This is a genomic window from Haematobacter massiliensis, from assembly GCF_000740795.1.
GTDB classification, from domain to species: domain Bacteria; phylum Pseudomonadota; class Alphaproteobacteria; order Rhodobacterales; family Rhodobacteraceae; genus Haematobacter; species Haematobacter massiliensis.
On sequence record NZ_JGYG01000002.1, the window covers coordinates 206,350 to 228,610 of the forward strand.

The 22,261-nt window shown below is 65.7% G+C and carries 25 protein-coding genes; 19 read left to right on the plus strand and 6 right to left on the minus strand.

What is annotated here, in order from left to right; translation table 11 throughout:
• The first annotated feature begins 63 nt into the window (after positions 1–63).
• The 4 genes from CN97_RS04115 to CN97_RS04130 all read left to right on the plus strand — a co-directional run bounded on the left by CN97_RS04115 (position 64) and on the right by CN97_RS04130 (position 4,747).
• Positions 64–2,292, plus strand: coding sequence for a primosomal protein N' (locus CN97_RS04115; RefSeq protein WP_084683983.1), 2,229 nt, complete (start codon positions 64–66; stop codon positions 2,290–2,292).
• 85 nt (positions 2,293–2,377) lie between these two features.
• Positions 2,378–3,031 carry a peptide-methionine (S)-S-oxide reductase MsrA gene (msrA, locus tag CN97_RS04120; RefSeq protein ID WP_035707587.1) on the plus strand — a complete coding sequence of 218 codons (654 nt, stop codon included), beginning with the start codon at positions 2,378–2,380 and terminating at the stop codon, positions 3,029–3,031.
• Positions 3,032–3,165: 134 nt separating this feature from the next.
• On the plus strand, positions 3,166–3,852 hold the full coding sequence (locus tag CN97_RS04125; RefSeq protein ID WP_207391651.1) for an AAA family ATPase: 687 nt from the start codon (positions 3,166–3,168) through the stop codon (positions 3,850–3,852).
• A 28-nt stretch (positions 3,853–3,880) separates the two neighbouring features.
• On the plus strand, positions 3,881–4,747 hold the full coding sequence (locus CN97_RS04130) for a 50S ribosomal protein L11 methyltransferase (RefSeq protein ID WP_035707589.1): 867 nt from the start codon (positions 3,881–3,883) through the stop codon (positions 4,745–4,747).
• Between the two features lie 118 nt (positions 4,748–4,865).
• On the opposite strand, the gene CN97_RS04135 is transcribed toward CN97_RS04130, so the two are convergent.
• Complete coding sequence (locus CN97_RS04135) at positions 4,866–5,075, minus strand: DUF1127 domain-containing protein (protein WP_035707592.1); 210 nt, start codon at positions 5,073–5,075, stop codon at positions 4,866–4,868.
• A gap of 325 nt (positions 5,076–5,400) precedes the next feature.
• On the opposite strand from CN97_RS04135, the gene ruvC reads away from it, so the two are divergent.
• The 7 genes from ruvC (at position 5,401) to CN97_RS04170 (ending at position 13,342) form a co-directional block, all read left to right on the plus strand.
• Positions 5,401–5,904, plus strand: coding sequence for a crossover junction endodeoxyribonuclease RuvC (ruvC, locus tag CN97_RS04140; protein ID WP_035707595.1), 504 nt, complete (start codon positions 5,401–5,403; stop codon positions 5,902–5,904).
• Entirely contained in the window at positions 5,901–6,566 is a 666-nt protein-coding gene (gene ruvA / locus CN97_RS04145; RefSeq protein ID WP_035707599.1) for a Holliday junction branch migration protein RuvA, read from the plus strand. Before ruvC ends, ruvA begins: the two co-directional genes overlap by 4 nt.
• 60 nt (positions 6,567–6,626) lie before the next feature.
• A complete protein-coding gene (gene ruvB / locus CN97_RS04150) occupies positions 6,627–7,673 on the plus strand; it encodes a Holliday junction branch migration DNA helicase RuvB (protein ID WP_035707602.1) in 1,047 nt (348 codons plus the stop codon).
• Between the two features lie 132 nt (positions 7,674–7,805).
• On the plus strand, positions 7,806–9,695 hold the full coding sequence (locus tag CN97_RS04155) for an ABC transporter ATP-binding protein (RefSeq protein WP_051910943.1): 1,890 nt from the start codon (positions 7,806–7,808) through the stop codon (positions 9,693–9,695).
• Positions 9,692–11,545 carry an ABC transporter ATP-binding protein gene (locus tag CN97_RS04160; protein ID WP_035707606.1) on the plus strand — a complete coding sequence of 618 codons (1,854 nt, stop codon included), beginning with the start codon at positions 9,692–9,694 and terminating at the stop codon, positions 11,543–11,545. The genes CN97_RS04155 and CN97_RS04160 overlap by 4 nt, the downstream gene beginning before the upstream one ends.
• Positions 11,542–12,765, plus strand: coding sequence for a class I SAM-dependent RNA methyltransferase (locus CN97_RS04165; RefSeq protein WP_035707609.1), 1,224 nt, complete (start codon positions 11,542–11,544; stop codon positions 12,763–12,765). Before CN97_RS04160 ends, CN97_RS04165 begins: the two co-directional genes overlap by 4 nt.
• A gap of 82 nt (positions 12,766–12,847) precedes the next feature.
• Positions 12,848–13,342 carry a L,D-transpeptidase family protein gene (locus CN97_RS04170; protein WP_035708316.1) on the plus strand — a complete coding sequence of 165 codons (495 nt, stop codon included), beginning with the start codon at positions 12,848–12,850 and terminating at the stop codon, positions 13,340–13,342.
• Positions 13,343–13,416: 74 nt separating this feature from the next.
• Here the strand turns inward: CN97_RS04170 and CN97_RS04175 are convergent, their stop codons facing one another.
• Positions 13,417–13,929, minus strand: a complete 513-nt coding sequence (locus CN97_RS04175; protein ID WP_035707611.1) for a CAP domain-containing protein — start codon at positions 13,927–13,929, stop codon at positions 13,417–13,419.
• Between the two features lie 216 nt (positions 13,930–14,145).
• On the opposite strand from CN97_RS04175, the gene CN97_RS04180 reads away from it, so the two are divergent.
• Positions 14,146–14,766, plus strand: coding sequence for a L,D-transpeptidase (locus CN97_RS04180; RefSeq protein WP_051910944.1), 621 nt, complete (start codon positions 14,146–14,148; stop codon positions 14,764–14,766).
• Positions 14,767–14,903: 137 nt separating this feature from the next.
• Entirely contained in the window at positions 14,904–15,098 is a 195-nt protein-coding gene (locus CN97_RS04185) for a hypothetical protein (RefSeq protein WP_035707614.1), read from the plus strand.
• Positions 15,099–15,204: 106 nt separating this feature from the next.
• On the opposite strand, the gene hemH is transcribed toward CN97_RS04185, so the two are convergent.
• Both hemH and CN97_RS04195 read right to left on the minus strand, forming a co-directional pair.
• Positions 15,205–16,272, minus strand: coding sequence for a ferrochelatase (hemH, locus tag CN97_RS04190; protein ID WP_035707616.1), 1,068 nt, complete (start codon positions 16,270–16,272; stop codon positions 15,205–15,207).
• A gap of 52 nt (positions 16,273–16,324) precedes the next feature.
• Entirely contained in the window at positions 16,325–17,146 is an 822-nt protein-coding gene (locus tag CN97_RS04195) for a methyltransferase domain-containing protein (RefSeq protein WP_035707619.1), read from the minus strand.
• Between the two features lie 45 nt (positions 17,147–17,191).
• On the opposite strand from CN97_RS04195, the gene CN97_RS04200 reads away from it, so the two are divergent.
• The 4 genes from CN97_RS04200 to CN97_RS04215 are packed head-to-tail and all read left to right on the plus strand — an operon-like array spanning position 17,192 to position 19,495.
• Complete coding sequence (locus CN97_RS04200; protein WP_035707622.1) at positions 17,192–17,929, plus strand: double zinc ribbon domain-containing protein; 738 nt, start codon at positions 17,192–17,194, stop codon at positions 17,927–17,929.
• A gap of 33 nt (positions 17,930–17,962) precedes the next feature.
• Positions 17,963–18,220 carry a glutaredoxin 3 gene (gene grxC, locus CN97_RS04205; RefSeq protein WP_035707625.1) on the plus strand — a complete coding sequence of 86 codons (258 nt, stop codon included), beginning with the start codon at positions 17,963–17,965 and terminating at the stop codon, positions 18,218–18,220.
• Between the two features lie 4 nt (positions 18,221–18,224).
• A complete protein-coding gene (locus CN97_RS04210) occupies positions 18,225–19,055 on the plus strand; it encodes a carbon-nitrogen hydrolase family protein (RefSeq protein ID WP_035707628.1) in 831 nt (276 codons plus the stop codon).
• Positions 19,052–19,495, plus strand: a complete 444-nt coding sequence (locus tag CN97_RS04215; RefSeq protein ID WP_051910945.1) for a MarR family winged helix-turn-helix transcriptional regulator — start codon at positions 19,052–19,054, stop codon at positions 19,493–19,495. The genes CN97_RS04210 and CN97_RS04215 overlap by 4 nt, the downstream gene beginning before the upstream one ends.
• A gap of 3 nt (positions 19,496–19,498) precedes the next feature.
• Here the strand turns inward: CN97_RS04215 and CN97_RS04220 are convergent, their stop codons facing one another.
• Both CN97_RS04220 and fliK read right to left on the minus strand, forming a co-directional pair.
• A complete protein-coding gene (locus tag CN97_RS04220; RefSeq protein WP_165496671.1) occupies positions 19,499–20,158 on the minus strand; it encodes a flagellar hook capping FlgD N-terminal domain-containing protein in 660 nt (219 codons plus the stop codon).
• Between the two features lie 7 nt (positions 20,159–20,165).
• A complete protein-coding gene (gene fliK, locus CN97_RS20525; RefSeq protein ID WP_131389388.1) occupies positions 20,166–21,581 on the minus strand; it encodes a flagellar hook-length control protein FliK in 1,416 nt (471 codons plus the stop codon).
• A gap of 191 nt (positions 21,582–21,772) precedes the next feature.
• On the opposite strand from fliK, the gene CN97_RS21370 reads away from it, so the two are divergent.
• Both CN97_RS21370 and CN97_RS04235 read left to right on the plus strand, forming a co-directional pair.
• A complete protein-coding gene (locus tag CN97_RS21370) occupies positions 21,773–21,943 on the plus strand; it encodes a rod-binding protein (protein WP_341353865.1) in 171 nt (56 codons plus the stop codon).
• Complete coding sequence (locus tag CN97_RS04235; protein WP_051910947.1) at positions 21,936–22,232, plus strand: hypothetical protein; 297 nt, start codon at positions 21,936–21,938, stop codon at positions 22,230–22,232. Before CN97_RS21370 ends, CN97_RS04235 begins: the two co-directional genes overlap by 8 nt.
• Positions 22,233–22,261 lie beyond the last annotated feature (29 nt).

Consider the following 22,261-nt stretch of genomic DNA (forward strand, 5'->3'; position numbering starts at 1 on the left):
GTGTCCTGTTCGTGAAAGGGATTGGAGGCCGTCATACCCCAGCGGGACGCGGGCGGAAAGTGCATGACTGACCTGTTTCACATCCCCGTTCCCGCGTCTGAGGCCGCCGGTCGCTATCCGGCGGGGGCGCGCGTCGGTGTCGTGACAACGGCGCTTGACCGGCGGCTGGACTATCTGGCGCCGGAGGGCGGCTGCGGGGACGGGGATTTCGTGCAGGTTCCGCTCGGTCCCCGGCAGGTGCTGGGCGTGGTCTGGGGTCCGGGGGACGGGGATTTCGACGCCGCCCGTCTCCGCCCGGTCACCCGCGTTCTGGATGCGGAGCCGATGGCGGAGTCGATGCGCCTGTTTCTGGAGCGGGGCGCGCAGTACACGCTGACGCCGCTCGCGCTCATGCTCAGGCTCGCCACGCGGGCGCCGGGGCTTGGCGCGCCGCCCGCGACACGGCGGATCCTGCTGCGGGGCGGGCGGGAGCCGGACCGGATGACGGAGGCGCGGGCGCGCGTTCTGGATATCCTTGACGAATATGGCGATCCCGGCTTCACGCCGGCCGAGCTGGCTGCGCTGGCGGGGGTGTCCTCCGGCGTGGTGAAGGGTCTTGTCGCGCAGGCAGTGCTGCTGGAACAGGACGCCCCGCGCGATCAGCCCTATCCCCGCCTCGACCCGGCGCGCGCCGGCCATGCGCTGACGGAAGATCAGGCGCGCGCCGCAGACCGGCTCCGGGCGGGCGTTGCCTCAGGACGCTATGCCACGACACTGCTGAAAGGTGTCACCGGCTCCGGCAAGACGGAAGTCTATCTGGAAGCAGTGGCCGAATGCCTGCGTGCCGGGCGGCAGGCGCTCGTGCTGCTGCCGGAAATCGCGCTGACGGCGGAATTCCTCAAGCGGGTGGAGGCGCGCTTCGGCGCCCGGCCCGCGGAGTGGCACTCCGGCGCCACCCAGACCGAACGCCGCCGCCTCTGGCGCGCGGTGAGCACGGGGGAGGCTCAGTTCGTCGTCGGCGCACGTTCCGCGCTGTTCCTGCCGTTCCGCGATCTGGGGCTGATCGTGGTCGATGAGGAGCACGACACCTCCTACAAGCAGGAGGAAGGCATTCTCTACAATGCGCGCGACATGGCGGTGCTGCGGGCCTCACTCTGCTCGGCGCAGGTCGTTCTGGCGTCGGCCACGCCGTCGCTCGAAAGCTGGGCCAATGCGGAGGCGGGGAAATACGCGCGGATCGACCTCGCCGCCCGCTACGGCGCCGCGGAACTGCCGGAGATGCGGGCCATCGACATGCGCGATGAGGACGTGCCCTCCAACCGCTGGATCTCTCCGACGCTCGCTGCCGCCGTGACGGCGCGGGTGGAGGCGGGGGAGCAGGCTCTGCTGTTCCTCAACCGGCGGGGCTATGCGCCGCTGACCGTCTGCCGGGCCTGCGGGCACCAGATCGGCTGCGATCACTGCGACGCCCGCATGGTGGAGCATCGCTTTCAGAAGCGCCTGGTCTGCCATCAGTGCGGCGAGTCGAAGCCGATCCCCACCGCCTGTCCCTCCTGCGGGGTGGAGGGCAAGCTCGCCCCCGTGGGTCCGGGCGTGGAGCGGTTGGCGGAGGAGGTGGAGGCGCTGTTTCCGGGCCGCCGGATTGCCGTGCTGTCTTCCGACCTCTTCGGCTCCGCCCGCGCGCTGAAGGCGCGGATCGAGGAGATCGCGGCGGGTGACGCGGACATCATCATCGGCACCCAGCTTGTCGCCAAGGGCCACAACTTCCCCCTTCTGACGCTGGTTGGCGTGATCGACACCGATCTGGGGCTGAAGGGCTCCGATCTGCGCGCGGCGGAGCGCACGTTTCAGCTCATGCGACAGGTGGCCGGTCGGGCGGGCCGGGCGGAGGGGCGCCAGGGGCTGGCGCTGCTCCAGTCCTTTCAGCCCGAGCATCCCGTGATCCGCGCGATCCTGTCGGGCGATGAGGAGGGGTTCTGGCGGGCGGAGGCGGAGGAGCGCCGCGCCGCGGGGGTGCCGCCCTATGGGCGGATGGCGGGGATCATCCTGTCTTCTCCCGATGTGGCGGAGGCGTTCGACTTCGGCGCGGAACTCGCACGGCGGGACCAGCCGCTCCGCCGCGTGGGGGCGCAGGTCTATGGGCCCGCGCCCGCGCCCATCGCGCGCGTCAGGGGCCGTCACCGGGTGCGGCTGCTGGTGAAGGCGGGCAAGGGCGTGGGCCTTCAGGGCGCAATCTCCGAATGGATCTCGCAGCTTCGTGTGCCCGGTCACCTCCGGGTAACCATCGACATCGACCCGCAGAGCTTCTACTAGGCTGGAACATGCCACCTTGCCCGCACGATCATTTGGGGCTGGCCGCAGGCTTCCTATATTCTCTCCACTCACAGGAGGACCGAGCATGTTCACCTTTCCAGGCAAAAAACTGTCGCTTCCGACGCGCGAAGAGGCGCTTCCCGGTCGAACCCACCCCATTCCCACCGCTGAGACGCATTTCGTCTCCGGTCGTTCTCTCTGGGACATGCCGGAGGGGATGCAGGTCGCGATCTTCGGCATGGGCTGCTTCTGGGGTGTGGAGCGGATCTTCTGGAAAGTGCCGGGCGTGTGGTCCACCTCCGTCGGCTATGCGGGCGGGGTGACGCCCAACCCGACCTATCAGGAAGTCTGCTCCGGCATGACCGGCCATAATGAGGTGGTCCGTGTCGTCTACGATCCGGCTGCGGTCAGCTATGAGGAACTGCTGAAGGTTTTCTGGGAAAACCACGACCCCACGCAGGGCATGCGGCAGGGCAACGATGTCGGCACACAGTACCGCTCCGCGATCTACTGGACCGATGAAGCGCAGCGCGTGGCGGCGGAAGCCTCGCTGGCTGCCTTTGCGCCGCGGCTGAAGGCTGCGGGCTATGGCAATGTCACCACGGAAATCCTGCCTGCCCCCGCCTACTATCCGGCGGAGGATTACCATCAGCAGTATCTGGCAAAGAACCCTGCGGGCTATTGCGGCATCGGGGGCACCGGCGTCACCTGCCCGGTCGGGATCGGCGCGGCGCTCTGACAGCCGCGGTCTGCGGCAGGGACTGACGCCGCCGTCTGCGGCAAGGACTGCCAGCAGGCACCTCCGGCATGCCGGCTCCGGGCGACGGGGGCTGGCAATGGAGACCGGCACGGGAGCGGGAGCGGAGGGGCGCGGTGATCGAGAGAGCGGAAGGACAGGACGGCGACACACCGGATGCGGTCAAGGCCCGGCCCGGCGGTCCGCCATGTGAAAACTCCGCCACGGCGCCTCAGGCGGTCTTGCCGGGGCAGGTTGTGCCGGGTCCGTACGGCCACATTCCGCCCTGCCGCATCCTGGTGACCGGCGCCTCGGGGACCGGCACATCGACGCTGGGGAGGCTGCTGGCGATCCGTCTTGCGAGCCAGCATTTCGACACCGACGATTTCTACTGGCATCCCACGGATCCCCCTTTCCGCAGGCCCCGCCCGCCCGTGGAGCGGCTGGCGCTCATGGAGGCGATGTTCCTGCCCCGGCGCGACTGGATTCTCTCCGGCGCACCGATGCGGTGGGAAGGTCGGCTGCGGGAGCGCGTGACGGCGGTCATCTTCCTCCGCCTTGACCCTGCGGAGCGGATGGAGCGTCTCCGACGACGGGAGTGGTTGCGCTATGGCGCTGATGCCGACTGCCCCGAGACGGCGGAGTTTCTCGCCTGGGCGGAAAGCTATGACGACCCCTTCTTCACCGGGCGGTCGCTGGCAGGGCATCTGGCATGGCTGGAGACTTTCGCCTGCCCGGTCACGACGCTTGACGCGGCGCTCCCGCCCGACAGGCTCGTGGACCTCAGCCTTTCCGTCCTTGACCCCTCCCGCGCCTCCGCTTAGGCGGGGCCGGAAACGCCCGGAGGCCCACATGCCCACCTATGCCGCCCTGACCACGCTGCCCGGCCGCGAGCCCGCCGAGGCGCTTGCCGAAGCGCTGGAGGATCTGGAACCCGAGCCGTACGGCGTCGGCGCCTTCGAGATCGAGGACGGCTCCGGTCTCTGGGAAGTGGGCGCCTATTTCTTCGACCCGCCGGATGAGGTGGCGCTGGCCCTGCTTGCCGCCGTTCATGCCGCCAGGGATTTCAGTGTCTCCGAACTGCCGGAGATCGACTGGGTCGCCAAGGTCCGCCGCGAACTGCATCCGGTGGAGGCGGGGCGCTTCTTCGTCTATGGCGCGCATGATGCCGACAAGGTGCCCGAAGGCCGCGTAGCCCTGCTGATCGAGGCGGCCGTGGCTTTCGGCACGGGCCATCACGCGACCACGCTGGGTTGTCTGAAGGCGCTCGACAGGCTCGCGACCGAGGGCTTCGTCGGTCGGAACGTGGCGGATATCGGCTGTGGCACGGCAGTCCTCGCCATGGCCGCGGCCTCCATCTGGCCGGGCACGGTGCTCGCCTCCGATATCGATGTGGTCGCGGTCGAGGTCGCCGCCGCGAATGCGGAGGCGAACGGCCTCGGCGACCGGCTGATCTGCGTGGAGGCCGCGGGGTTCGACAATCCGGTGATCACCGCGCGTGCGCCGTTCGATCTGGTCTTTGCCAATATCCTCAAAGGGCCGCTGGTGGAACTCGCGCCCGACATGGGCGTGAATGTCGCGGAGGGCGGCTATGTCATCCTGTCGGGCATCCTGAACCAGCAGGCCGATGATGTCGTCGCCGCCTATGAGGCGCAGGGCTTCGGTGTCACCGGGCGCGATGAACTGGGCGACTGGACCACACTCGTTCTGCGGAAGTGATCTGCCTGCGCAGGGGGCTGCCTGCGGAAGTGACCGGAATGCGAAAGGCCGCGCCCCTGTGCGGGGAACGCGGCCTTGCAATCGTCGGGCCCGCAGCGGCTGCGGACCAGTCGGCGCCTCAGCGGAAGAGTGCGCCGATATCGTCCAGATCGGCGCGGGTCAGGCCGATGTCGTTGAGTTCGCGGTCCGACAGGCGAGAAAGCGCCTTGCGGGTCAGCCGCGCGTCGTTCCAGCTTTTCAGGGCGTTGAAGGCGCCGGAGAACAGGTGGGGGGCGCGGCCTCCGGTCGAGCGGCCCGAGAGGCTCGGGTTGGTGTCGAGCGTAGCCATCTTAGTATCCTTTACAAACTGCTTTTTGTGGGAGCATCATCTTGACTGCATTGCATCTAGATCGGGCATTTTGAGAACTCAACGGGCGCGAATGGCATGGCGCTCTTGCGTGGCGTGCATGGCTTCGTTCACAAAAATTCAATGAAAATAGGTTCTTGCGATCGGGGGGAGTTTCCTGCCGCGTTGCTGGTGATTTCTTCGAGGAAGTGAGGGAAAGTCGCAACTTCCTTGCGGGATCACGCGCGTTGCACCGATCGTTCTGGCGGGTGTTCGCCTTTCGTGCTAGCGAGGCAAAAAGACAACAAGATGCTCGGGACAGGTCGGAATGCGCGTGATGGGGATAGATCCGGGCCTCCGAAACCTCGGTTGGGGCTTGATAGAGGTGCGCGGCTCGCGACTCACTCACATCGCCAACGGCATCCTCCATTCGGAAGGTGAGGATCTCGCCATGCGGCTGATGAGCCTGCACGCGCAGTTGTCCCGCGTCTTCGCCACTCATGCGCCGGAAGCTGCGGCCGTGGAGCAGACCTTCGTCAACAAGGATGCGGTCGCCACGCTGAAGCTTGGTCAGGCGCGGGGCATCGCCCTGCTTGTTCCGGCGCAGGCGGGGATCCGGGTCGGCGAATATGCCCCGAACGCGGTCAAGAAGACGGTCGTGGGCGTGGGCCATGCGCAGAAGCGGCAGGTCGACCATATGGTGCGGCTGCATCTGCCCGGTATCGCCATTGCCGGGCCGGATGCGGCGGATGCGCTGGCCGTCGCGATCTGTCATGCGCATCATATGCAATCCGCAGGCCGCCTCGCGGCCGCGCTGGCGAGGGCGCAATGATCGGGCGGGTGGCCGGGCTGATCGTCCATCGGGGTGGCGACCATGTGGTGATCGACGTGCGCGGCGTGGGCTATGTCGTCTATGTCTCTGACAGGACGATGGCTGCGCTGCCCGCGGTGGGGGGTGCTGCCGCACTCTGGACGGAACTGCTGGTGCGGGAGGATCTGCTCCAGCTTTTCGGCTTCCCGACATTGCTGGAAAAGGAGTGGCATCGGTTGCTGCTGACCGTGCAAGGGATCGGCGCCAAGGCTGCCCTCGCGATTCTCGGAACGCTCGGGGCGGAAGGGCTGGCACGGGCTATCGCGCTCGGCGACTGGACGACGGTGAAGGCCGCGCCGGGTGTCGGCCCGAAGATCGCACAGCGCGTGGTGAATGAGCTGAAGGGCAAGGCCCCCGCCGTCATGGCGCTCGGGGCTGGACCGGGGCCGACGGTCGCCGCGCCCGTGACGGCGGAGGACAGCGCCGTGGTGGACCTGCCGCCGCCCCCTCCGCCCTCTCCCTCGGCGGCCGCGACGGCGGAGGCCCTGTCGGCGCTGCTGAACCTCGGCTATGGGCAGGGGGAGGCCGCTGCGGCGGTGGCGGAGGCTGCGGGCCGCGCGCCTGAGGCCGCGACGCCGGACCTGATCCGCGCCGCCCTGAAACTCCTCGCGCCGAAGGGCTAGGGCCGCAAAGCCTTGCCTTCCGGGCGATGTTCCGCGAAAGTTCCGGCGAGAGGCGCCATCATGTCCATGCCAGATCCCACCCTGCGGCCCGAGCCGCTGCCGGAGGACAGCTCCGAAACCGACCGGGCGCTTCGCCCGCAGCTTCTGGACGAGTTCATCGGGCAGGCCGAGGCGCGCGCCAACCTGCGCATCTTCATCGAAGCCGCCCGGATGCGGGGGGAGGCGATGGACCATACCCTGTTCCACGGGCCCCCCGGTCTGGGCAAGACGACGCTGGCGCAGATCATGGCGCGGGAGCTGGGCGTAGGGTTCCGCATGACCTCCGGCCCGGTTCTGGCCAAGGCCGGGGATCTCGCGGCGATCCTGACCAATCTCGAACCCCGCGATGTGCTCTTCATCGACGAAATCCACCGCCTTTCGCCCGTGGTGGAGGAGGTGCTCTATCCCGCGCTGGAGGATTTCGCCCTCGATCTGGTGATCGGGGAGGGGCCTGCCGCGCGCACCGTGCGGATCGACCTGCCGCCCTTCACGCTGGTGGGGGCGACGACACGGCTCGGCCTGCTCACGACGCCGCTCAGGGACAGGTTCGGCATCCCCACGCGCCTTCAGTTCTATACGGAGGACGAGCTGTTCCAGATCGTCGCCCGCGGCGCGCGCCTCATGGGCATCACGGCGGAGGAAGGCGGCCTGCGGGAGATTGCCCGCCGCGCCCGGGGCACCCCCCGGATCGCCGGACGGCTCCTGCGCCGGGTGGTGGATTTCGCGCTGGTGGAGGGGAATGGCCATATCACCCAGCCGCTCGCGGACGGGGCGTTGAGCAGGCTCGGCGTGGATGCGCTGGGGCTCGACGGCAGCGACCGGCGCTACCTGCGGCTCATCGCGGAAAGCTATGGCGGCGGGCCGGTGGGGGTGGAGACGCTCTCCGCCGCGCTGTCGGAATCCCGCGATGCGATAGAGGAAGTGACGGAGCCCTATCTGCTGCAACAGGGGCTCATCGCCCGCACGCCGCGCGGGCGGATGCTGGCGCAGGCTGCCTGGCGGCATCTGGGGCTGGAAGCCCCGCGCACGGAGGTGCGCTCCGCGCCACAGGGCGACCTTTTCGGCTAGACCCCCGGTTTCCCTGAGAGGGATTCCGCCCTATATGCCCTGTCCTGACAGGATTGTGTGGAGCCGCGCTGCCGGAGAGACGCCCCTGCCGTCCCCGTCAGCCCGTTACACGACCGCAGAAAGGCAGAAGCGATGTTCCGCTTCTTTGAAACTCTTGTGGATCCCTACACGGCGTATGAGGAGCGGGATGCCCCTCCGCGCCGCTTGTGGCCGTTCCTTTTGTCCTTTGCCCGCCCCTTTCGGCGGGTGTTTGCCGTCACGGCCCTCCTCTGCATCATCGTGGCCTCCGTGGAGATCGCGCTGGTGTGGTACATGGGTCGCGTGGTGGACTTCCTGTCGCAGGGTACGCCTTCGGAGGTCTGGGCCGCGCATGGCACGGAACTGCTGCTGGCGGGTCTGTTCATGCTCACGCTCCGTCCGGTGATCCAGGGGCTGTCGGTGGCGTTTCTCAACAACACCATCGTGCCGAACTTCGGAACGCTCATCCGCTGGCGCTCGCACCGTCATGTGCTCCGCCAGTCCGTCGGCTGGTTCGAGAACGACTTTGCAGGACGTGTCGCCAACCGGATCATGCAGGCGCCCGGTTCTGCAGGGGATGCCGTCTATCAGGTCTTCGATGCGATCACCTTTGCGCTGGCCTATATCATCGGCGCGACCGTATTGCTGGCGGATGCAGATCCCCGTCTGGCGCTGCCGTTGCTTGGCTGGCTCGTGCTCTATGGCCTGCTCATGCGCTGGACGATGGTGCGGGTGGGCGTCGCCTCTCAGGCCGCCTCCGATGCCCGCTCCGCGCTGACGGGGCGGGTGGTGGACAGCTACACCAACATTCATTCGGTCAAGCTGTTCGCCCATCAGGGCAAGGAGCTGGACTACGCCCAGGAAGGGATGGAGCACTTCCGGCAGGCCACCGCGCGGGAGATGCGGGTCTTCACCACGATGGATGTGGTGCTGATGATGCTGAACGGGCTGCTGATCGTGGCGGTCGTGGGCTGGGCGCTCTGGCTCTGGATGCAGGGCAGCGCCTCTGTGGGTGCCGTCGCGGCGGCCACGGCGCTGACCCTCCGGCTCAATGCGATGACCGGCTGGATCATGTGGGCGCTGACGCATTTCTTCCAGTCGCTCGGCATCGTGGAGGAGGGGATGCAGACCCTGGCAGAACCGATCCATCTCGTCGATCGGCAGGAAGCCGTGGCACTGAAGCTTACCAAGGGGCTGGTCCAGTTCGAGAATGTGAGCCACCACTACGGCGGCGGCAGCGCGGGCCTGGACGGTGTCACCCTTACCGTTCGGCCGGGGGAGCGGATCGGCCTGATCGGGCGGTCGGGTGCGGGCAAGACGACGCTGGTGAAGCTGCTGCTGCGGTTCTACGACCCGGAGCGCGGGCGCATCCTGCTCGATGGGCAGGATATCTCCGGCGTCACGCAGGACAGCCTGCGCCGCGCGATCGGCATGGTGCAGCAGGAAAGCTCGCTTCTCCATCGGACGGTGCGGGAGAATATCCTCTACGGTCGCCCCGAAGCGACGGAGGAGGAGATGATCGCCGCGGCGAAGCGGGCGGAGGCGCATGACTTCATCCTCCAGCTGCGTGACCGCGAAGGGCGCACAGGCTATGACGCGCAGGTGGGCGAACGGGGGGTGAAACTCTCCGGCGGCCAACGGCAGCGTGTGGCCTTGGCCCGCGTGATTCTGAAGAACGCGCCGATCCTCGTGCTGGATGAGGCCACTTCCGCGCTGGACAGCGAGGTGGAGGCCGCCATTCAGGAAACGCTCTATGGCGTGATGGAGGGCAAGACGGTGATCGCCATCGCACACCGCCTTTCGACCATCGCGGCCATGGACCGGATCGTGGTGCTGGATGCAGGCCGGATCGTGGAGGACGGCAGCCATGACGAGCTGCTGGCCGCGGGTGGCATTTACGCCGGTCTCTGGGCTCGGCAATCGGGCGGGTTCATCGGCATGGATACCGAACTGCAGACGAGCATCGGCGAGCCGCCTCCCCTGACCGCAGGAGAACCCGCATGAGAGGGGTCACGAACGCCGATATCTTCATCCCGGCGGAATCGTCGCCGCCGCAGACGCTGGGCGCCTTCTTCATGTGGTGCATCAAGGGCGCCTGGGTCTGGCTGCTGATCGCGGGGGGGCTCGCGGCGCTGGCGGGCGTGCTGGAGGTCATGACGGCGCTGGTGCTGGGGCGGGTGATCGACACGACGACCAGCACCGCGACGGCGGATTACTTCTCCGCCCATTCCGCGACGCTGATCGGCTTTGTGCTGTTCTTTGCGGTGCTGCGCCCGGTGGCCATCGGCGTCTCTACGGCCGCCAACAACCTGCTGGTCGCGCCGAATGTGATGCCGCTGGTCCTCTCGCGGCTGTTTCGCTGGACGCTGGGCCAGTCCGTCACGTTCTTCGACAACGATTTCGCGGGCCGCATCGCGCAGAAGCAGATGCAGACCGCCCGCGCCGTGACGGAAACCGCGACCGATTTCATCAACGCCGTCACCTTCGCGCTTGCCTCGGTCGTCGGCTCGGTCGCGGTGCTGGTCGCCATCGACCCGTGGATCGCGCTGGCGCTGGCGGTCTGGCTGCTGCTCTACCTGCTGCTCATCCGCTACTTCCTGCCGCGCGTGCGCAAACGCTCCACCCAGCGGGCGGCGGCGCGGGCGATGATCTCCGGCCATGTCGTGGACACGATCACCAACATCAAGACCGTGAAGCTCTTCGCCCATGCGGAGTTCGAGGATCAGGTCGCTCTGGGGGCGATGAGCGACTACCGCCGCAAGACCATCCGCTTTGGCATCGTCTCCACCTGGCTGCGCTTCGGGTTGAATGCTCTGGGCGGTATCCTGCCGGTGGTGCTGATCGGGGGGGCGCTGCTGCTCTGGACGCGCGGCATGGCGACGGCGGGGGATATCGCGGCCTCCGGAGCCATCGCACTCCGCATCTCGCAGATGACGGGCTGGGTTTCGATGTCGCTGATGAGCATCTATGCCAATGTGGGCGAGATCGAGGACGGGATGAACACGCTCTCCCGCCTTCACAGCCTGACCGACAAGCCCGATGCGCTTGAGCTGAAGCGGGTGAGCGGGGCGATGACCTATGATGACGTCACCTTCACCTATGGCGGGGGGGCGGGCGGTGTCCGGGGCGTCACGCTCGACATTCCCGCGGGGCAGAAGGTGGCTCTGGTCGGCGCGTCCGGTGCCGGGAAATCGACGCTGGTCGCCCTGCTTCTCCGGCTCTACGACGCGGAGAAGGGCCGTGTTCTGATCGATGGCCACGATGTGCGCGATGTGACGCAAGAGAGCCTGCGCCGACAGATCGCCATGGTCACGCAGGAGACGGCGATGTTCAACCGCTCTGCGCGTGACAACATCCTCTACGGTCGCCCCGATGCGACGGAGGAGGAGATGATCGCCGCCGCCAAGGCCGCCGAGGCGCATGAATTCATCCTGAAGATGTCCGACTATCAGGGGCGCAAGGGCTACGACGCGCATCTGGGCGAGCGGGGCGTGAAGCTCTCGGGCGGCCAGCGGCAGCGGATAGCGCTCGCCCGCGCCTTTCTGAAGAACGCGCCCATCCTCGTGCTGGACGAGGCCACCTCCGCGCTGGACAGCGAGGTGGAGGCCGCCATTCAGGACTCACTCGACCGGGTGATGGAGGGCAAGACCGTGCTCGCCATCGCGCATCGTCTTTCCACCATTGCCGCGATGGACCGGATCGTGGTGCTGGACGAGGGCCGGATCGTGGAGGAGGGCACGCATGACGCCCTGCTGGCCCGTGACGGTCTCTATGCCCGCTACTGGCGGCGGCAGTCGGGTGGCTTTCTGGCCGTCGATCCCATGGACGGGGCGGAGACGGAGGCGGCGGAATGACCCTCACCGTCCAGCGCCTCGGCCATCATGGCGACGGGATCGCTGTGGGAGCCGACGGCCCTGTGTTCATCCCCGGCGCCCTTCCGGGGGAGGAGGTTGCGGGGGATGTCGTCGGGGATCGCCTCGCCCAGCCGCGCATTGTCACTCCTTCGCCGGACCGCATCCGCGCTCCCTGTCCGCACTACCGCGCCTGCGGGGGCTGCGCGCTCCAGCATGCTTCCGATGGCTTCGTGGCCGCATGGAAGACACAGGTGGTGGAGGCAGCGCTTGCGGCGCAGGGTATCGCGGCGGAGCTGCGCCCGATCCTCACCTCGCCGCCCCGGTCCCGGCGTCGCGCGGCGCTGTCCGGGCGGCGGACCAAGGCGGGCGCGATGATAGGCTTTCACGGGCGCGGTTCCGATCAGCTCGTCGATACGCCCGGCTGCCTGCTCCTCCATCCCGAGTTGATGGCGCTCCGCCCGGCGCTGGAGGAGGTGACGATGGCCGGTGCCTCGCGGAAGGGGGAGCTGACGCTTACCCTGACCCGCGCGATCGGCGGCGCCGATCTGGCCGTGACGGGCGGCAAGCCGCTGGACGCCGCGCTCCGCCGGGATCTGGCGGTAATCGCGGGGCGGCACAGCATCGCGCGTCTGAGCTGGGAGGGCGAGGTTGCCGTGCAAGCCGCTGAACCGTTCCATCGATTCGGCGTGGCTCTCGTCTCGCCGCCCCCCGGCGCGTTTCTTCAGGCCACCGCCCAAGGGGAGGCCGCTCTGCTTGCCGCCGTGCGGGAGATCGTCGGGAACGCGTCCCGCGTGGGGGATCTGTTCTGCGGTTCCGGCACCTTTGCCTTGCCGCTGGCCGAGCGGGCGGAGGTGCTCGCCGTGGAGGGAAGCGCGCCTGCCATCCGGGCGCTGGAGCGCGGCTGGCGCGGCGCCGAGGGGCTGCGCAAGGTCACGGCAGAGGCGCGTGACCTGTTCCGCCGTCCGTTGCTCGGCCCCGAACTCAAGCGGCTCGACGCAGTGGTCATCGACCCGCCGCGCGCCGGAGCCGAGGCCCAGATGCGGGAGATCGCCGCTGCGGGCGTGCCGCGACTCGCTGGTGTCTCCTGCAATCCGCTGACCTTCGCCCGCGATGCGCGCATCCTGACCGATGCGGGCTATAGGCTTGATTGGGTTCAGCCGGTGGATCAATTCCGCTGGTCCACGCATGTGGAACTGGTCGCGTCTTTCCACCGCGCGTGACGCGCAAACCGCCTAGGCGAATCTGGCGGAGATCTGCTACCCTCTCGGGCAATAAAAAAGAGGGATGGGCAGGACCATAACCATGTGGCGAATTCTTTCGCTTCTCTTGCTTTGCGTGACGCTTTCGGCCTGCGGATCGCAATCCAAGTTCAAGAGCTACGACGGGCCAGAAGTCACGTCGATACAGGTGCACAAGTCGCAGCGGAAAATGTATCTGCTGCACGACAATATCGCGATCAAGACCTATGACATCGGGCTGGGGCCGCAGCCGATGGGCCACAAGAAGATATCGGGCGATGGCCGTACGCCGGAAGGGCTCTATTTCATCGACCGGCGCAATCCCAACAGCCAGTATCACCTGTCTGTAGGGATTTCCTATCCGAACCCGCAGGATGTGGAGGTTGCGCGTGCGCTCGGCCTCTCTCCGGGTGGGGACATCTTCATCCACGGAGAGGCGGGTTGGGCCAAGGGTCGCCCGCGGGACTGGACGGCCGGTTGCATTGCCGTGACCGACAAGGAGATCGAGGAGGTATACTCCATGGTCCGTGAAGGAACGCCGATCTACCTGCTGCCATAGGAACGGGGCCAGACGGCCCCTCCCATAGCTGGCCGCGGTCTCTCCGGGAGGCCGCGGCACTCATGCTGCCCGGATCAGTTTCCGAGCAGCAGCGTCCACCATATCTTGCCCCGGCCATCCTGAAAGAAGTCGAAGCCCATCAGGCGGGCAGCGGGGTCGAGAAGCGTCTCGCGTGAGGGCTTGTCCTCCATCCACGCGGCCAGCGTTTCCAGCTCCGTCTCATAGGTTTCGGAAATCAGCTCTCCCAGAACCTCACCACGATAGCCGGCGCGTTGCGCCCGGATGACGGGCGAGGAGCCGTCGGAGCCGAAGTGCCAGGGCCGGTTCTGCACCGCCATGTCGCGCGAATGGGTCGCGGCGGCCGCGTTCAGTTCGGGCGAAAGCTGCAGCATCGCCAGGCCGCGCGCGGAGCGGAGCGCATTGACCCCGTCCAGCATCCGGTACTGGATGGCGCCCGTCTCTCCGGCGCTCAGCTGGTAGAGGCGCGGGAGCGGTTTTCCATCTGCTCCGTACTGGATCGGCGGCGGCGAGGAACAGGCGGCGAGCGTCGCCGCGGTGGTGAGCAGAAGAAGCGAAGTTCGGAGCATGTGTTTCGTTTGCCTGTTGGAGAAGATCCCCGGAGATGTAGCCGCCCGGGCCAGCGGTCGCAAATATCCCTGTCAAAAGGCGCATCACGAGTATTTGTTGATTTGCAGCCCATGACAGAGAGCATTAAAGCGCAAATTCTGGGATGACCAGAAGCAGGCCTGTCAAGGTGACAGGACGCCGCAATCAGATCGCCGGGGCGGTCGAAGGAGTGAGGGATGAAGAAGCCGCAGGATTCCGCTTCGGGTGTCGGTTTCAGCCGGCGTATGTTCGTCGGGGGCGCGTTGCTTGGCAGCCTCGCAGCACCGGCGGTCGCCCGCGCTCAGGCGACCATGTCCAACTCTACCGAGATGGAAAAACCGCTGTCGCCGACAATCCGGCGCAACATCTCCAGCTTTCGGACACATCACTGGCAGGACTACTTCAGCAATACCCGGAACGGGGCGATACTCGTCGATATCAACAGCCGTGCGCTGCATTTCTGGTCGGAGGACCAGGCGATCTACCGGCTCTATCCGACCTCCGTGCCGGAGACCGACGACCTGACCCGCAAGGGACGCACCGAGGTGGTGAAGAAGGTCGACGGCCCCTCCTGGCGCCCGACGCCGGCGATGAAGCAGCGCAACCCTGACTGGCCGGATTTCATAGGGCCGGGTCCGGAAAATCCGCTGGGCACCCACGCGCTTTACCTCTCCTGGGCCTACTACCGTATCCATGGAACGCAGGATACGCGGAAGATCGGGCGGCGGTCCTCCAACGGCTGCATCGGGCTTTACAACGAACATATCGCCGAGCTGTTCGGCATGGCCAATGTGGGCACGCAGGTGTTGCTAATTTGACGCCTCCCCGGGGGTGTGAGCGGCGCTCCGCTCAAACCCTCTTTGCAGATGCAATTTTCGGTGATTACTGGAGTTTACGAGGCTCGTTTTTCAGGCCCGACCCCGTAATGCGGGGCGGGATATCACTGGAGGTCAATATGAAAAAGATCGCACTCGCGGCTGCCGTGTCGGTTGCTGCTTCTTCGGCTTTTGCAGGAAACATCAGCGCTCCGGTCGTCGAACCGGTCGTCCAACCGGAAGTAGTGGTGCAGGACACGTCCTCCTCCTCGGCCGGTGTGGTTGTGCCGCTGCTGCTCGTCGTGCTGGTTGGCGCGGCTCTCGCAGCGAACTGAGAGTTCTGCCTGGCCGATCGCAAGACCGGCCGCGGATTCGGAACTCAGGGGCGGTGGGCAACCACCGCCCTTTTCCTTTTCTGTCCAGAGACTTAACCGGTTGGAGTCAGGCTACCCACCCGGCCAGGTTCTCCGCCACGATGGCCTCCAGCGCTGCGATATGCGCGGCCTCGTCGTTGAGGCAGGGAATATAGGTGAAGGTCTCGCCGCCCGCCTCCTCGAATGCGTGACGGATCTCGCCGTTGATTTCCTCCAGCGTCTCTATGCAATCGGCCGAGAACGCTGGCGCCATCATGGCGATATTGCGGATACCCTGCCGCGCCAGAACCGCCACATGTTCAACCGTATAGGGCTTCAGCCATTCCTCCGGTCCAAAGACCGACTGGAAGGTCACATCCACCGCGTCCTTCTCCCAGCCGAGCCGTTCGCGCAGCAAGCGCGTCGTCTTCTGGCACTGGCATTGATAGGGATCGCCCGAGAGGTGATAGCGCACCGGCATACCGTGATAGGAGGTCACGAGCTTCTGCGGCTTCACCGGCAATGCAGCATAGGCCGCCTCCACCGACCGCGCGAGCGCCTCCACATAGAGCGGATGGTCGAAATAGGCAGGCACGGTGCGCGCGGCGGGCTGCCATTTCTCCGCCATCAAGGCGCGGAAGAACTGATCGTTCGCGGTCGCGGTCGTAGCGCCCGCATATTGCGGATAGAGCGGGAAGAACAGGATACGGTCGCAGCCCGCGGCCACCATCTCCGCCACCTTCTCCGCAGTGGCGGGGTTACCGTAGCGCATGCAGAAATCCACCGTCACGGCATCGCCGAAGCGACCCGTCAGCGCGTTGCGCAGCGCCTCCGTCTGATTGCGGGTGATTGTGAGCAGGGGGCTTTCGCCCCGCTCCTCGTCCCAGATCAGCTTGTAATTCGCGCCGGAGGAAAAGGGCCGCTTCGTCAGGATCACCGTCTGCAACAGCGGCTGCCACTTCCACGCGGGATAGTCTATGACCCGCTTGTCAGAGAGAAACTCGTTCAGGTAGCGCCGCATCGACCAGTAGTCATACCCGTCGGGCGTGCCGAGATTGGCCAGCAACACGCCGATCCGGCGGGGCGGAAGCGCCGGATGGTCCGGCGGGGCATGCGAGGGGCGAACCGCGAGAGAGGAAGGTTTCTGGTCTAGCATGTGGGGTTTCCTGCTGGCGGACAACGGCGAGATAACCGCTGGCCGCGGGATTTCAACTCGTGCTCTTGTCGCGGGGCGCGTTCAACGCGTCCTCCAGCCGCTGGAGCGCGGTTCCGGGGCGTAGCGGTTGCTGCTGGCTGGCATCGGGCGCCCAGCCAGTGAGATATACGATCTCGAAGGTGGCAGGCAGGCGGCCATCGGGCAACGCATATGTCCGCTCATAGATCTCCGCAGCCAGCGGGAACAGCACCCTCGGCGGCATCGTCTTGCGCCGCGCGGCCAGCGCATTCGTCTCTCCCATCGCCCGGAGATCGCGAAACAGCGCCATGACATCGCCATAGGTCACCGTCAGCTTCACCCCATCGGCGACCGGCAGGGCCAGGCCCGCGCGGTGAAGCAACCCGCCCAGATCGCGAATCTCGCCCATCGGCGCCACGCGGGGCGACAGCCCTCCGGTCAGCGCGACCTCCGCCTCCGCCATCACGGCCCGGAGCTCGCTGAGCGTCTGGCCCGCGAAGAGCGCACCCAGAAACAGCCCGTCAGGCCTGAGCGCCCGGCGCGCCTGCACAAGCTGTCCCACCGGATCGGAGGACCAGTGCAGCGCGAGATCATGGATCAGCAGATCATGCGCGCCTTCCTCGAGATCCAGAACATCCTCATCGGCGACGAATCGGGCGGTCGGGAAGGCGTGCCACGCTTCTGGAAAAGCGGTGACGATGGCCGGGTTCGTAAACCTTCTGTTAACCTCTGTCAGTCTTTCCTGAACCTCGTCCGCCACCGCTTCATGCAGAAAGAGCGCGGGTTGGCCCCGCCGCGCCCGTTCGCGCTGGCGGAGAAGTTGGGGGCGATCGGTCAGTTGGGGTGGTTGATGCATGAGCCTACCTTGGAACCTGTCGAATCTAGGGGCAGGTTCGGCGCTTTGCAAACGCTCGTCGCGCGGGGCGGGCGCGCGGCTCTGCACGCGCTCTATCCGCCCCAATGCGTGGCCTGCGCCGCACCGGTTGCGGAGGACTTCGGCCTTTGCCCGGACTGCTGGCGGGATGTCGATTTTCTCGACGGTCTGGTCTGCGATGCCTGCGGACTGTCCCTGCCGGGCGGGCCGGAAGACGGCGTGCTTTGCGACGGCTGCCTCCGCGTACCGCCTGTTTGGAGCAGGGCGCGGGCGGTCTTCACCTATTCCGGGACGGGCAGGCGTCTTGTTCTGGCGTTCAAGCACGGCGACCGGACCGAACTTCATCGTCCAGCGGGGCGCTGGCTGAAAAAGGCGGCGGAACCGCTCCTGCTTCCTGACACGCTGATCGCGCCCGTGCCGCTTCACTGGCGCCGGCTGCTGCTGCGGCGTTACAATCAGTCGGCCCTGCTCGCGCAGGCGCTGGCGCGGGAAACCGGGATCGAATGTGTCGTCGATCTGCTGCATCGGCCCCGCTCCACAGGCAGTCAGGAGGGGCGCGACCGGGCCGGCCGCTTTGCCAATATGACCGGGGCGATTCGCTGCACCCCGAGGCGGATGGCGCGGATCGCCGGCCGCCCGGTCCTTCTGGTCGATGATGTGCTGACATCGGGGGCCACACTTGCCGCCTGTGCCGCGGCGCTCCGCGCGGCAGGGGCTTCCGACGTCACGGCGGTTGTGCTCGCGCGCGTTGCGAAAGGGGGATAAGCACTTATATCTTGCGCGAAACATGAGGATCCCATGGCTGATATCGAGATCTACACGACGCCCACTTGTCCCTATTGCGCTGCGGCGAAGCGGCTGCTCGGGAAGAAAGGGGTCACCTATCGCGAAATCGACGTGTCCCGCGATCCCGATCTGCGCAGCGCGATGACCCGGCGCGCGGGCGGTCGCCATACGGTGCCGCAGATTTTCATCGGTGAGACGCATGTCGGCGGCTCTGACGACCTGCACGCGCTCGAGGCGGCCGGTCGGCTTGACCCGCTTCTCAAGGGCTGAGGGGATGCGCGCAGCTCTGGTTCAGCTCAACGTCACCGATCTGCCGGAGGAGAACCTTCCCGTCACCCTGTCCCTCATAGATCGGGCTGTGGCCGGCGGGGCGGAGTTCGTGCTGACGCCGGAGGTGACGAACTGCATCTCCACCGACCGCGCCCATCAGCGCGCGGTGCTGCGTCATGAAGAGGACGATCCTACCCTCGCTGCGCTTCGGACCCGGGCGCGCGAGCATGGGATCTGGCTGCTGATCGGCTCGCTGGCGCTTCTGACGCATGACCCGGATGGGCGCTTTGCCAACCGTTCCTTCCTCATCACGCCTGAGGGGGAGATTGCCGCGCGCTACGACAAGATCCACATGTTCGACGTGCAGGTTTCGGAGACGGAGGTTTATCGGGAATCCTCCGGCTATCGGCCTGGTGAGCAGGCGGAAGTCGTGTCCACGCCCTTTGGCGTGATCGGTTTGTCGATCTGCTATGACCTGCGTTTTCCCTATCTGTATCGCGCTCTGGCCAAGGCGGGGGCGGATATCCTTACCGTTCCTGCTGCTTTCAATACCACCACCGGTGCCGCGCATTGGGAGCCTCTGCTGCGGGCCCGTGCGATAGAGACGGGCTGCTTTGTCCTCGCGCCCGCGCAGACAGGCACGCATGTCGAGCGCAAGGGGCCGGGCCGCAAAACCTATGGGCATGGGCTTGTCATCGCGCCCTGGGGCGAGGTTCTCGCGGACGCCGGGACCGAGCCTGGCGTGATGCTCATTGATCTCGACCTTGCGGAAGTGAGGAAGGCCCGCGCAAGGGTTCCCTCTCTGGACCATGACCGGGCCTTCGCGGGACCATGACGCCACCGGAGCACGAGCCGCTGGGCGCTCTTCTTTTCAGCGAAATCTACATGGTCGATCAACTCGCCCGGACCTTGCTTTCGAAGGCGCTTCCGCGTGGGATGGAGCTGTCGCATTTCGCCGTCCTCAACCATCTCGCCCATGTCAACGAAGAGCGCACGCCGGCCCAGCTTGCCCGCGCCTTTCACGTCACGCGCGGTGCGATGTCCAACACCATCTCCAAACTCGAATGGGCAGGGCATGTGCATGTGCGCCCCGATTGGGATGATGCCCGTCGCAAGTTCGTGGCAATCAGTCCGGCCGGCCGCGCGGCCCGCGATGCCGCCTTTGCCGCGATCTCTCCGGCCATGTCCCGCACGGCGCGCGCGCTCGGCACCGAGCGCGTACGGGCGGTTCTCCCTGTTCTGAGGGAGCTGCGTACGCGTCTGGAGGAGGATTGAGCTTCATCCCGGCTCCCGCATGGCGACGACCTGATCGGCGCTGAACTGGGCGCCGCCCCGCAGGATGAGCTGAATGGCGCCATTGGCGTCGGCTCGTATTTCCTCAACGCGTTGATAGGTCGGCACGCTCTCCGTCGCGAGCGGCGTCGTCCCGGAATAGGTCTGGATGCTGAAACTGTAGCGACCCGGCGGGAGAGGTGCTTCACCCGAGAGGCTTCCAGCCCAGCTCACCGCACTACCGTCCGTCGGAAAATCCTCGCGTGCGACAATGTCCCCGCCGCTATCCCGGACAACCAGAACAGCACGATCCGCCCCCACGAGTTCCGGTGGGAGAAGCGTCAGCGGCGCACCATCGTAGACTGCCGCAGAAGTCACGGCGACCTCCTTCCCCAGCCAACTGGAAAAGCCCGATACCCCCCCAAGTCCTGTGCCTGAGGCCAGTCCTTCCAGAAGCTGGTTCGTTTGCATCTGCTGTTCCACGCCCGAAAAAGTCGCGAGTTGCACGGCAAATTCGCTGGATTCCATCGGGTTCAGTGGATCCTGATTCTGCAGCTGTGTCGTTAACATCCGGAGAAATGTTTGAAAATCAGTGCTGGCGAACCCTCCGCCTTGCGGATTTGCCGTTCCGGCGCTGCGCTGTGATGTCGTCGCTGCTATGTCCAATTTATCCTCACATGCGCAAATCCAGCCGGTCCTCGCCAGCCAGACCTTTTTGTGGAGCGGTTTCGATCATCACGGCAAATTGGCTTTCAGACGCATCTGGTTTGAGCGGATTGCGACGATCCTGTTTCTTATCACCGCCGAAATGGAAACTTACCTCGCCATAGCCCTGCTGCCGGAGATCTCGCTGAAGGTCTGCCGCCTGGCGCCTTGCTGCATCGAGCGAGTCGGCCCGGTTTGAATCAACCTCCACCCGGACGCCATGTGGTGTTTCCTGGATCTTCAATTCGAGTCGACCAAGATCATTGTCGTCCAGAGACAGCTCCATAGCCTCACCATCCTGCCGCAAAAGCAGTCGTGGTGCCTCCTGCGGCGCTGGAGCCGTTGGGGCAAAAAAACGTGGCCGAGTGTCATTCACACTTTCTCCGGACCTGTCAGCCCGTCCGGAAATCTCTCGGAGAGCGGGCGTCTCCAACGCTTCCCGTTCCAGAGCAACGATCGCCCCGACGTCCAGATCCGGTTCGGAGCTTTGTGGCTTGTCGTTGGGGTCAGCCGTAGCGTGACCCAAGTCTATCTTCCGCGAATCGTCCTTGCCCTTGTAAGGGGGCGTTGCTTCTGTTCCCGCTTGAGCCGTTGGCCTATCTGGTGAAACGATATCCAACGCACCATCTGGGAGCAGTGGCTGCCCGGACAGTTCAGCTGTCATCTTTGGCGCCGACGGGGGAGGGTCAACGCCATCAGTGACAGTGATAACAGCACGATCTTCCGCCGCAGACGATGATCCTTCGGGCATCGTCGGACCAATGCCTTTTGCGGAACTTTCGATGGCAGGCGGAGCGCGCTCCATACCCCCCTCTGAGTTTCCGGCCTGCCGGGTAGTCGGACCCTCAGCGAAAAGAGACTGCGCCGGTTTCTCACTCACCGGCCTGGTTTCCCGCATCATTCCCGGCTCACCGGCTATTGCCGAAATGGCCAGCCAACGAGAGACGGTACTCGCCGTGGGTTCATTCGCCGCTTGCCCGTAACCTTCGGGCACATCTTTCCGCCCTATGTCTGACGTCGCAGCTGCGTTAGCCGGATAAACCTCTGGTTGGAATTCCAGACGATTATCAGAAACTCCAATTTCTTCCGCCGGCAAGTCCTGTGAGGCGGCATGTTCGGACGACAAAGGGGTGGCGCCCGAAATGTGAAGATCTGTTTCCAGTAATGGCGAACTGGATCTTTCTGTTTCGAGGCGGAAAGCGAAAGGAATTGGAGAATTGGCAAGTGGTAACGCTCCCGATTGTCTTTGAAGCTCTTTCGATGCAGGCTTCTCAGCTTCAAATTCATCCTCGAACGCTTGACCCATCGAGAATTCGCATGCGACGCCAGCATGCGCGGCCTCCACCGTGGGTGCAAGAGTCGAAAGAAGAGCAATGGCGTCCATCCCTGGCCTCGCTTTGTGCCCTTCAATAATGACCGCAGGAAGTTACTAAATATTTACTGCTCCGCGCGAAATATGCGACAACAAATTAGAAAAAGGACATGGCGATGGAAGTAGATGGAGCGTCACACCCTGCGCGCGTACAGAAAATTCGGGCTGCTGCAGAAGCTTTGGAGGGAGCTTTTCTCGCGGAAATGCTCAAACCTGCCGAGGCGAAAAGCGATTTCGGCGGCGGTGTGGGAGAGGAGCAGTTCGCCTCCTTCCTGCGGGAGGCGCAGGCGAAGCAACTCGTGCGCGCCGGCGGCGTGGGGCTTTCCGAGAGCCTTTTTAGCGCGCTGATTCGCGGGGATACCGGAAATGCATGATGCGCGCGCGCTCCTGGAGAAAACGCGCGAGGCGATCGTCATCGGGCAATTTGACCGGCTAAAGAACCTGATCGACGCGACCGATGACCTGTTGTCACAGCTTCCGGGAGCGACAGCCGAGGAGCTCGCCGCGATTCGGTCCTGTGCTGCGCGAAATCAGGGGCTTATCCGGGCCGCGTTGGCAGGCTTGCGGCCGTCGGCATCGCTCGACGGCTCCTTTTCCGGTTATGGGACAGATGGACGTCGTATTGCAGGCAGCACCGGCCCTGCGATCGAGCGAAGAGCATGATCGTTAGAATGCGAGTTATTTTCGAAGCC

Excerpts from the sequence above, each read along its gene's own strand:
- CN97_RS04175 (WP_035707611.1), bottom strand. The coding sequence starts at position 13,929 with ATGCTCCGAACTTCGCTTCTTCTGCTCACCACCGCGGCGACGCTCGCC.
- CN97_RS04210 (WP_035707628.1), top strand. The coding sequence starts at position 18,225 with ATGCGCGCAGCTCTGGTTCAGCTCAACGTCACCGATCTGCCGGAGGAG.
- CN97_RS04130 (WP_035707589.1), top strand. The coding sequence starts at position 3,881 with ATGCCCACCTATGCCGCCCTGACCACGCTGCCCGGCCGCGAGCCCGCC.
- fliK (WP_131389388.1), bottom strand. The coding sequence starts at position 21,581 with ATGGACGCCATTGCTCTTCTTTCGACTCTTGCACCCACGGTGGAGGCC.
- CN97_RS04235 (WP_051910947.1), top strand. The coding sequence starts at position 21,936 with ATGCATGATGCGCGCGCGCTCCTGGAGAAAACGCGCGAGGCGATCGTC.
- CN97_RS04170 (WP_035708316.1), top strand. The coding sequence starts at position 12,848 with ATGTGGCGAATTCTTTCGCTTCTCTTGCTTTGCGTGACGCTTTCGGCC.
- CN97_RS04215 (WP_051910945.1), top strand. The coding sequence starts at position 19,052 with ATGACGCCACCGGAGCACGAGCCGCTGGGCGCTCTTCTTTTCAGCGAA.
- CN97_RS04165 (WP_035707609.1), top strand. The coding sequence starts at position 11,542 with ATGACCCTCACCGTCCAGCGCCTCGGCCATCATGGCGACGGGATCGCT.
- ruvB (WP_035707602.1), top strand. The coding sequence starts at position 6,627 with ATGTCCATGCCAGATCCCACCCTGCGGCCCGAGCCGCTGCCGGAGGAC.
- CN97_RS04195 (WP_035707619.1), bottom strand. The coding sequence starts at position 17,146 with ATGCATCAACCACCCCAACTGACCGATCGCCCCCAACTTCTCCGCCAG.
- hemH (WP_035707616.1), bottom strand. The coding sequence starts at position 16,272 with ATGCTAGACCAGAAACCTTCCTCTCTCGCGGTTCGCCCCTCGCATGCC.
- CN97_RS04185 (WP_035707614.1), top strand. The coding sequence starts at position 14,904 with ATGAAAAAGATCGCACTCGCGGCTGCCGTGTCGGTTGCTGCTTCTTCG.
- ruvA (WP_035707599.1), top strand. The coding sequence starts at position 5,901 with ATGATCGGGCGGGTGGCCGGGCTGATCGTCCATCGGGGTGGCGACCAT.
- CN97_RS04135 (WP_035707592.1), bottom strand. The coding sequence starts at position 5,075 with ATGGCTACGCTCGACACCAACCCGAGCCTCTCGGGCCGCTCGACCGGA.
- CN97_RS04180 (WP_051910944.1), top strand. The coding sequence starts at position 14,146 with ATGAAGAAGCCGCAGGATTCCGCTTCGGGTGTCGGTTTCAGCCGGCGT.
- CN97_RS04160 (WP_035707606.1), top strand. The coding sequence starts at position 9,692 with ATGAGAGGGGTCACGAACGCCGATATCTTCATCCCGGCGGAATCGTCG.
- CN97_RS21370 (WP_341353865.1), top strand. The coding sequence starts at position 21,773 with ATGCTCAAACCTGCCGAGGCGAAAAGCGATTTCGGCGGCGGTGTGGGA.
- CN97_RS04115 (WP_084683983.1), top strand. The coding sequence starts at position 64 with ATGACTGACCTGTTTCACATCCCCGTTCCCGCGTCTGAGGCCGCCGGT.
- msrA (WP_035707587.1), top strand. The coding sequence starts at position 2,378 with ATGTTCACCTTTCCAGGCAAAAAACTGTCGCTTCCGACGCGCGAAGAG.
- grxC (WP_035707625.1), top strand. The coding sequence starts at position 17,963 with ATGGCTGATATCGAGATCTACACGACGCCCACTTGTCCCTATTGCGCT.
- ruvC (WP_035707595.1), top strand. The coding sequence starts at position 5,401 with ATGCGCGTGATGGGGATAGATCCGGGCCTCCGAAACCTCGGTTGGGGC.
- CN97_RS04155 (WP_051910943.1), top strand. The coding sequence starts at position 7,806 with ATGTTCCGCTTCTTTGAAACTCTTGTGGATCCCTACACGGCGTATGAG.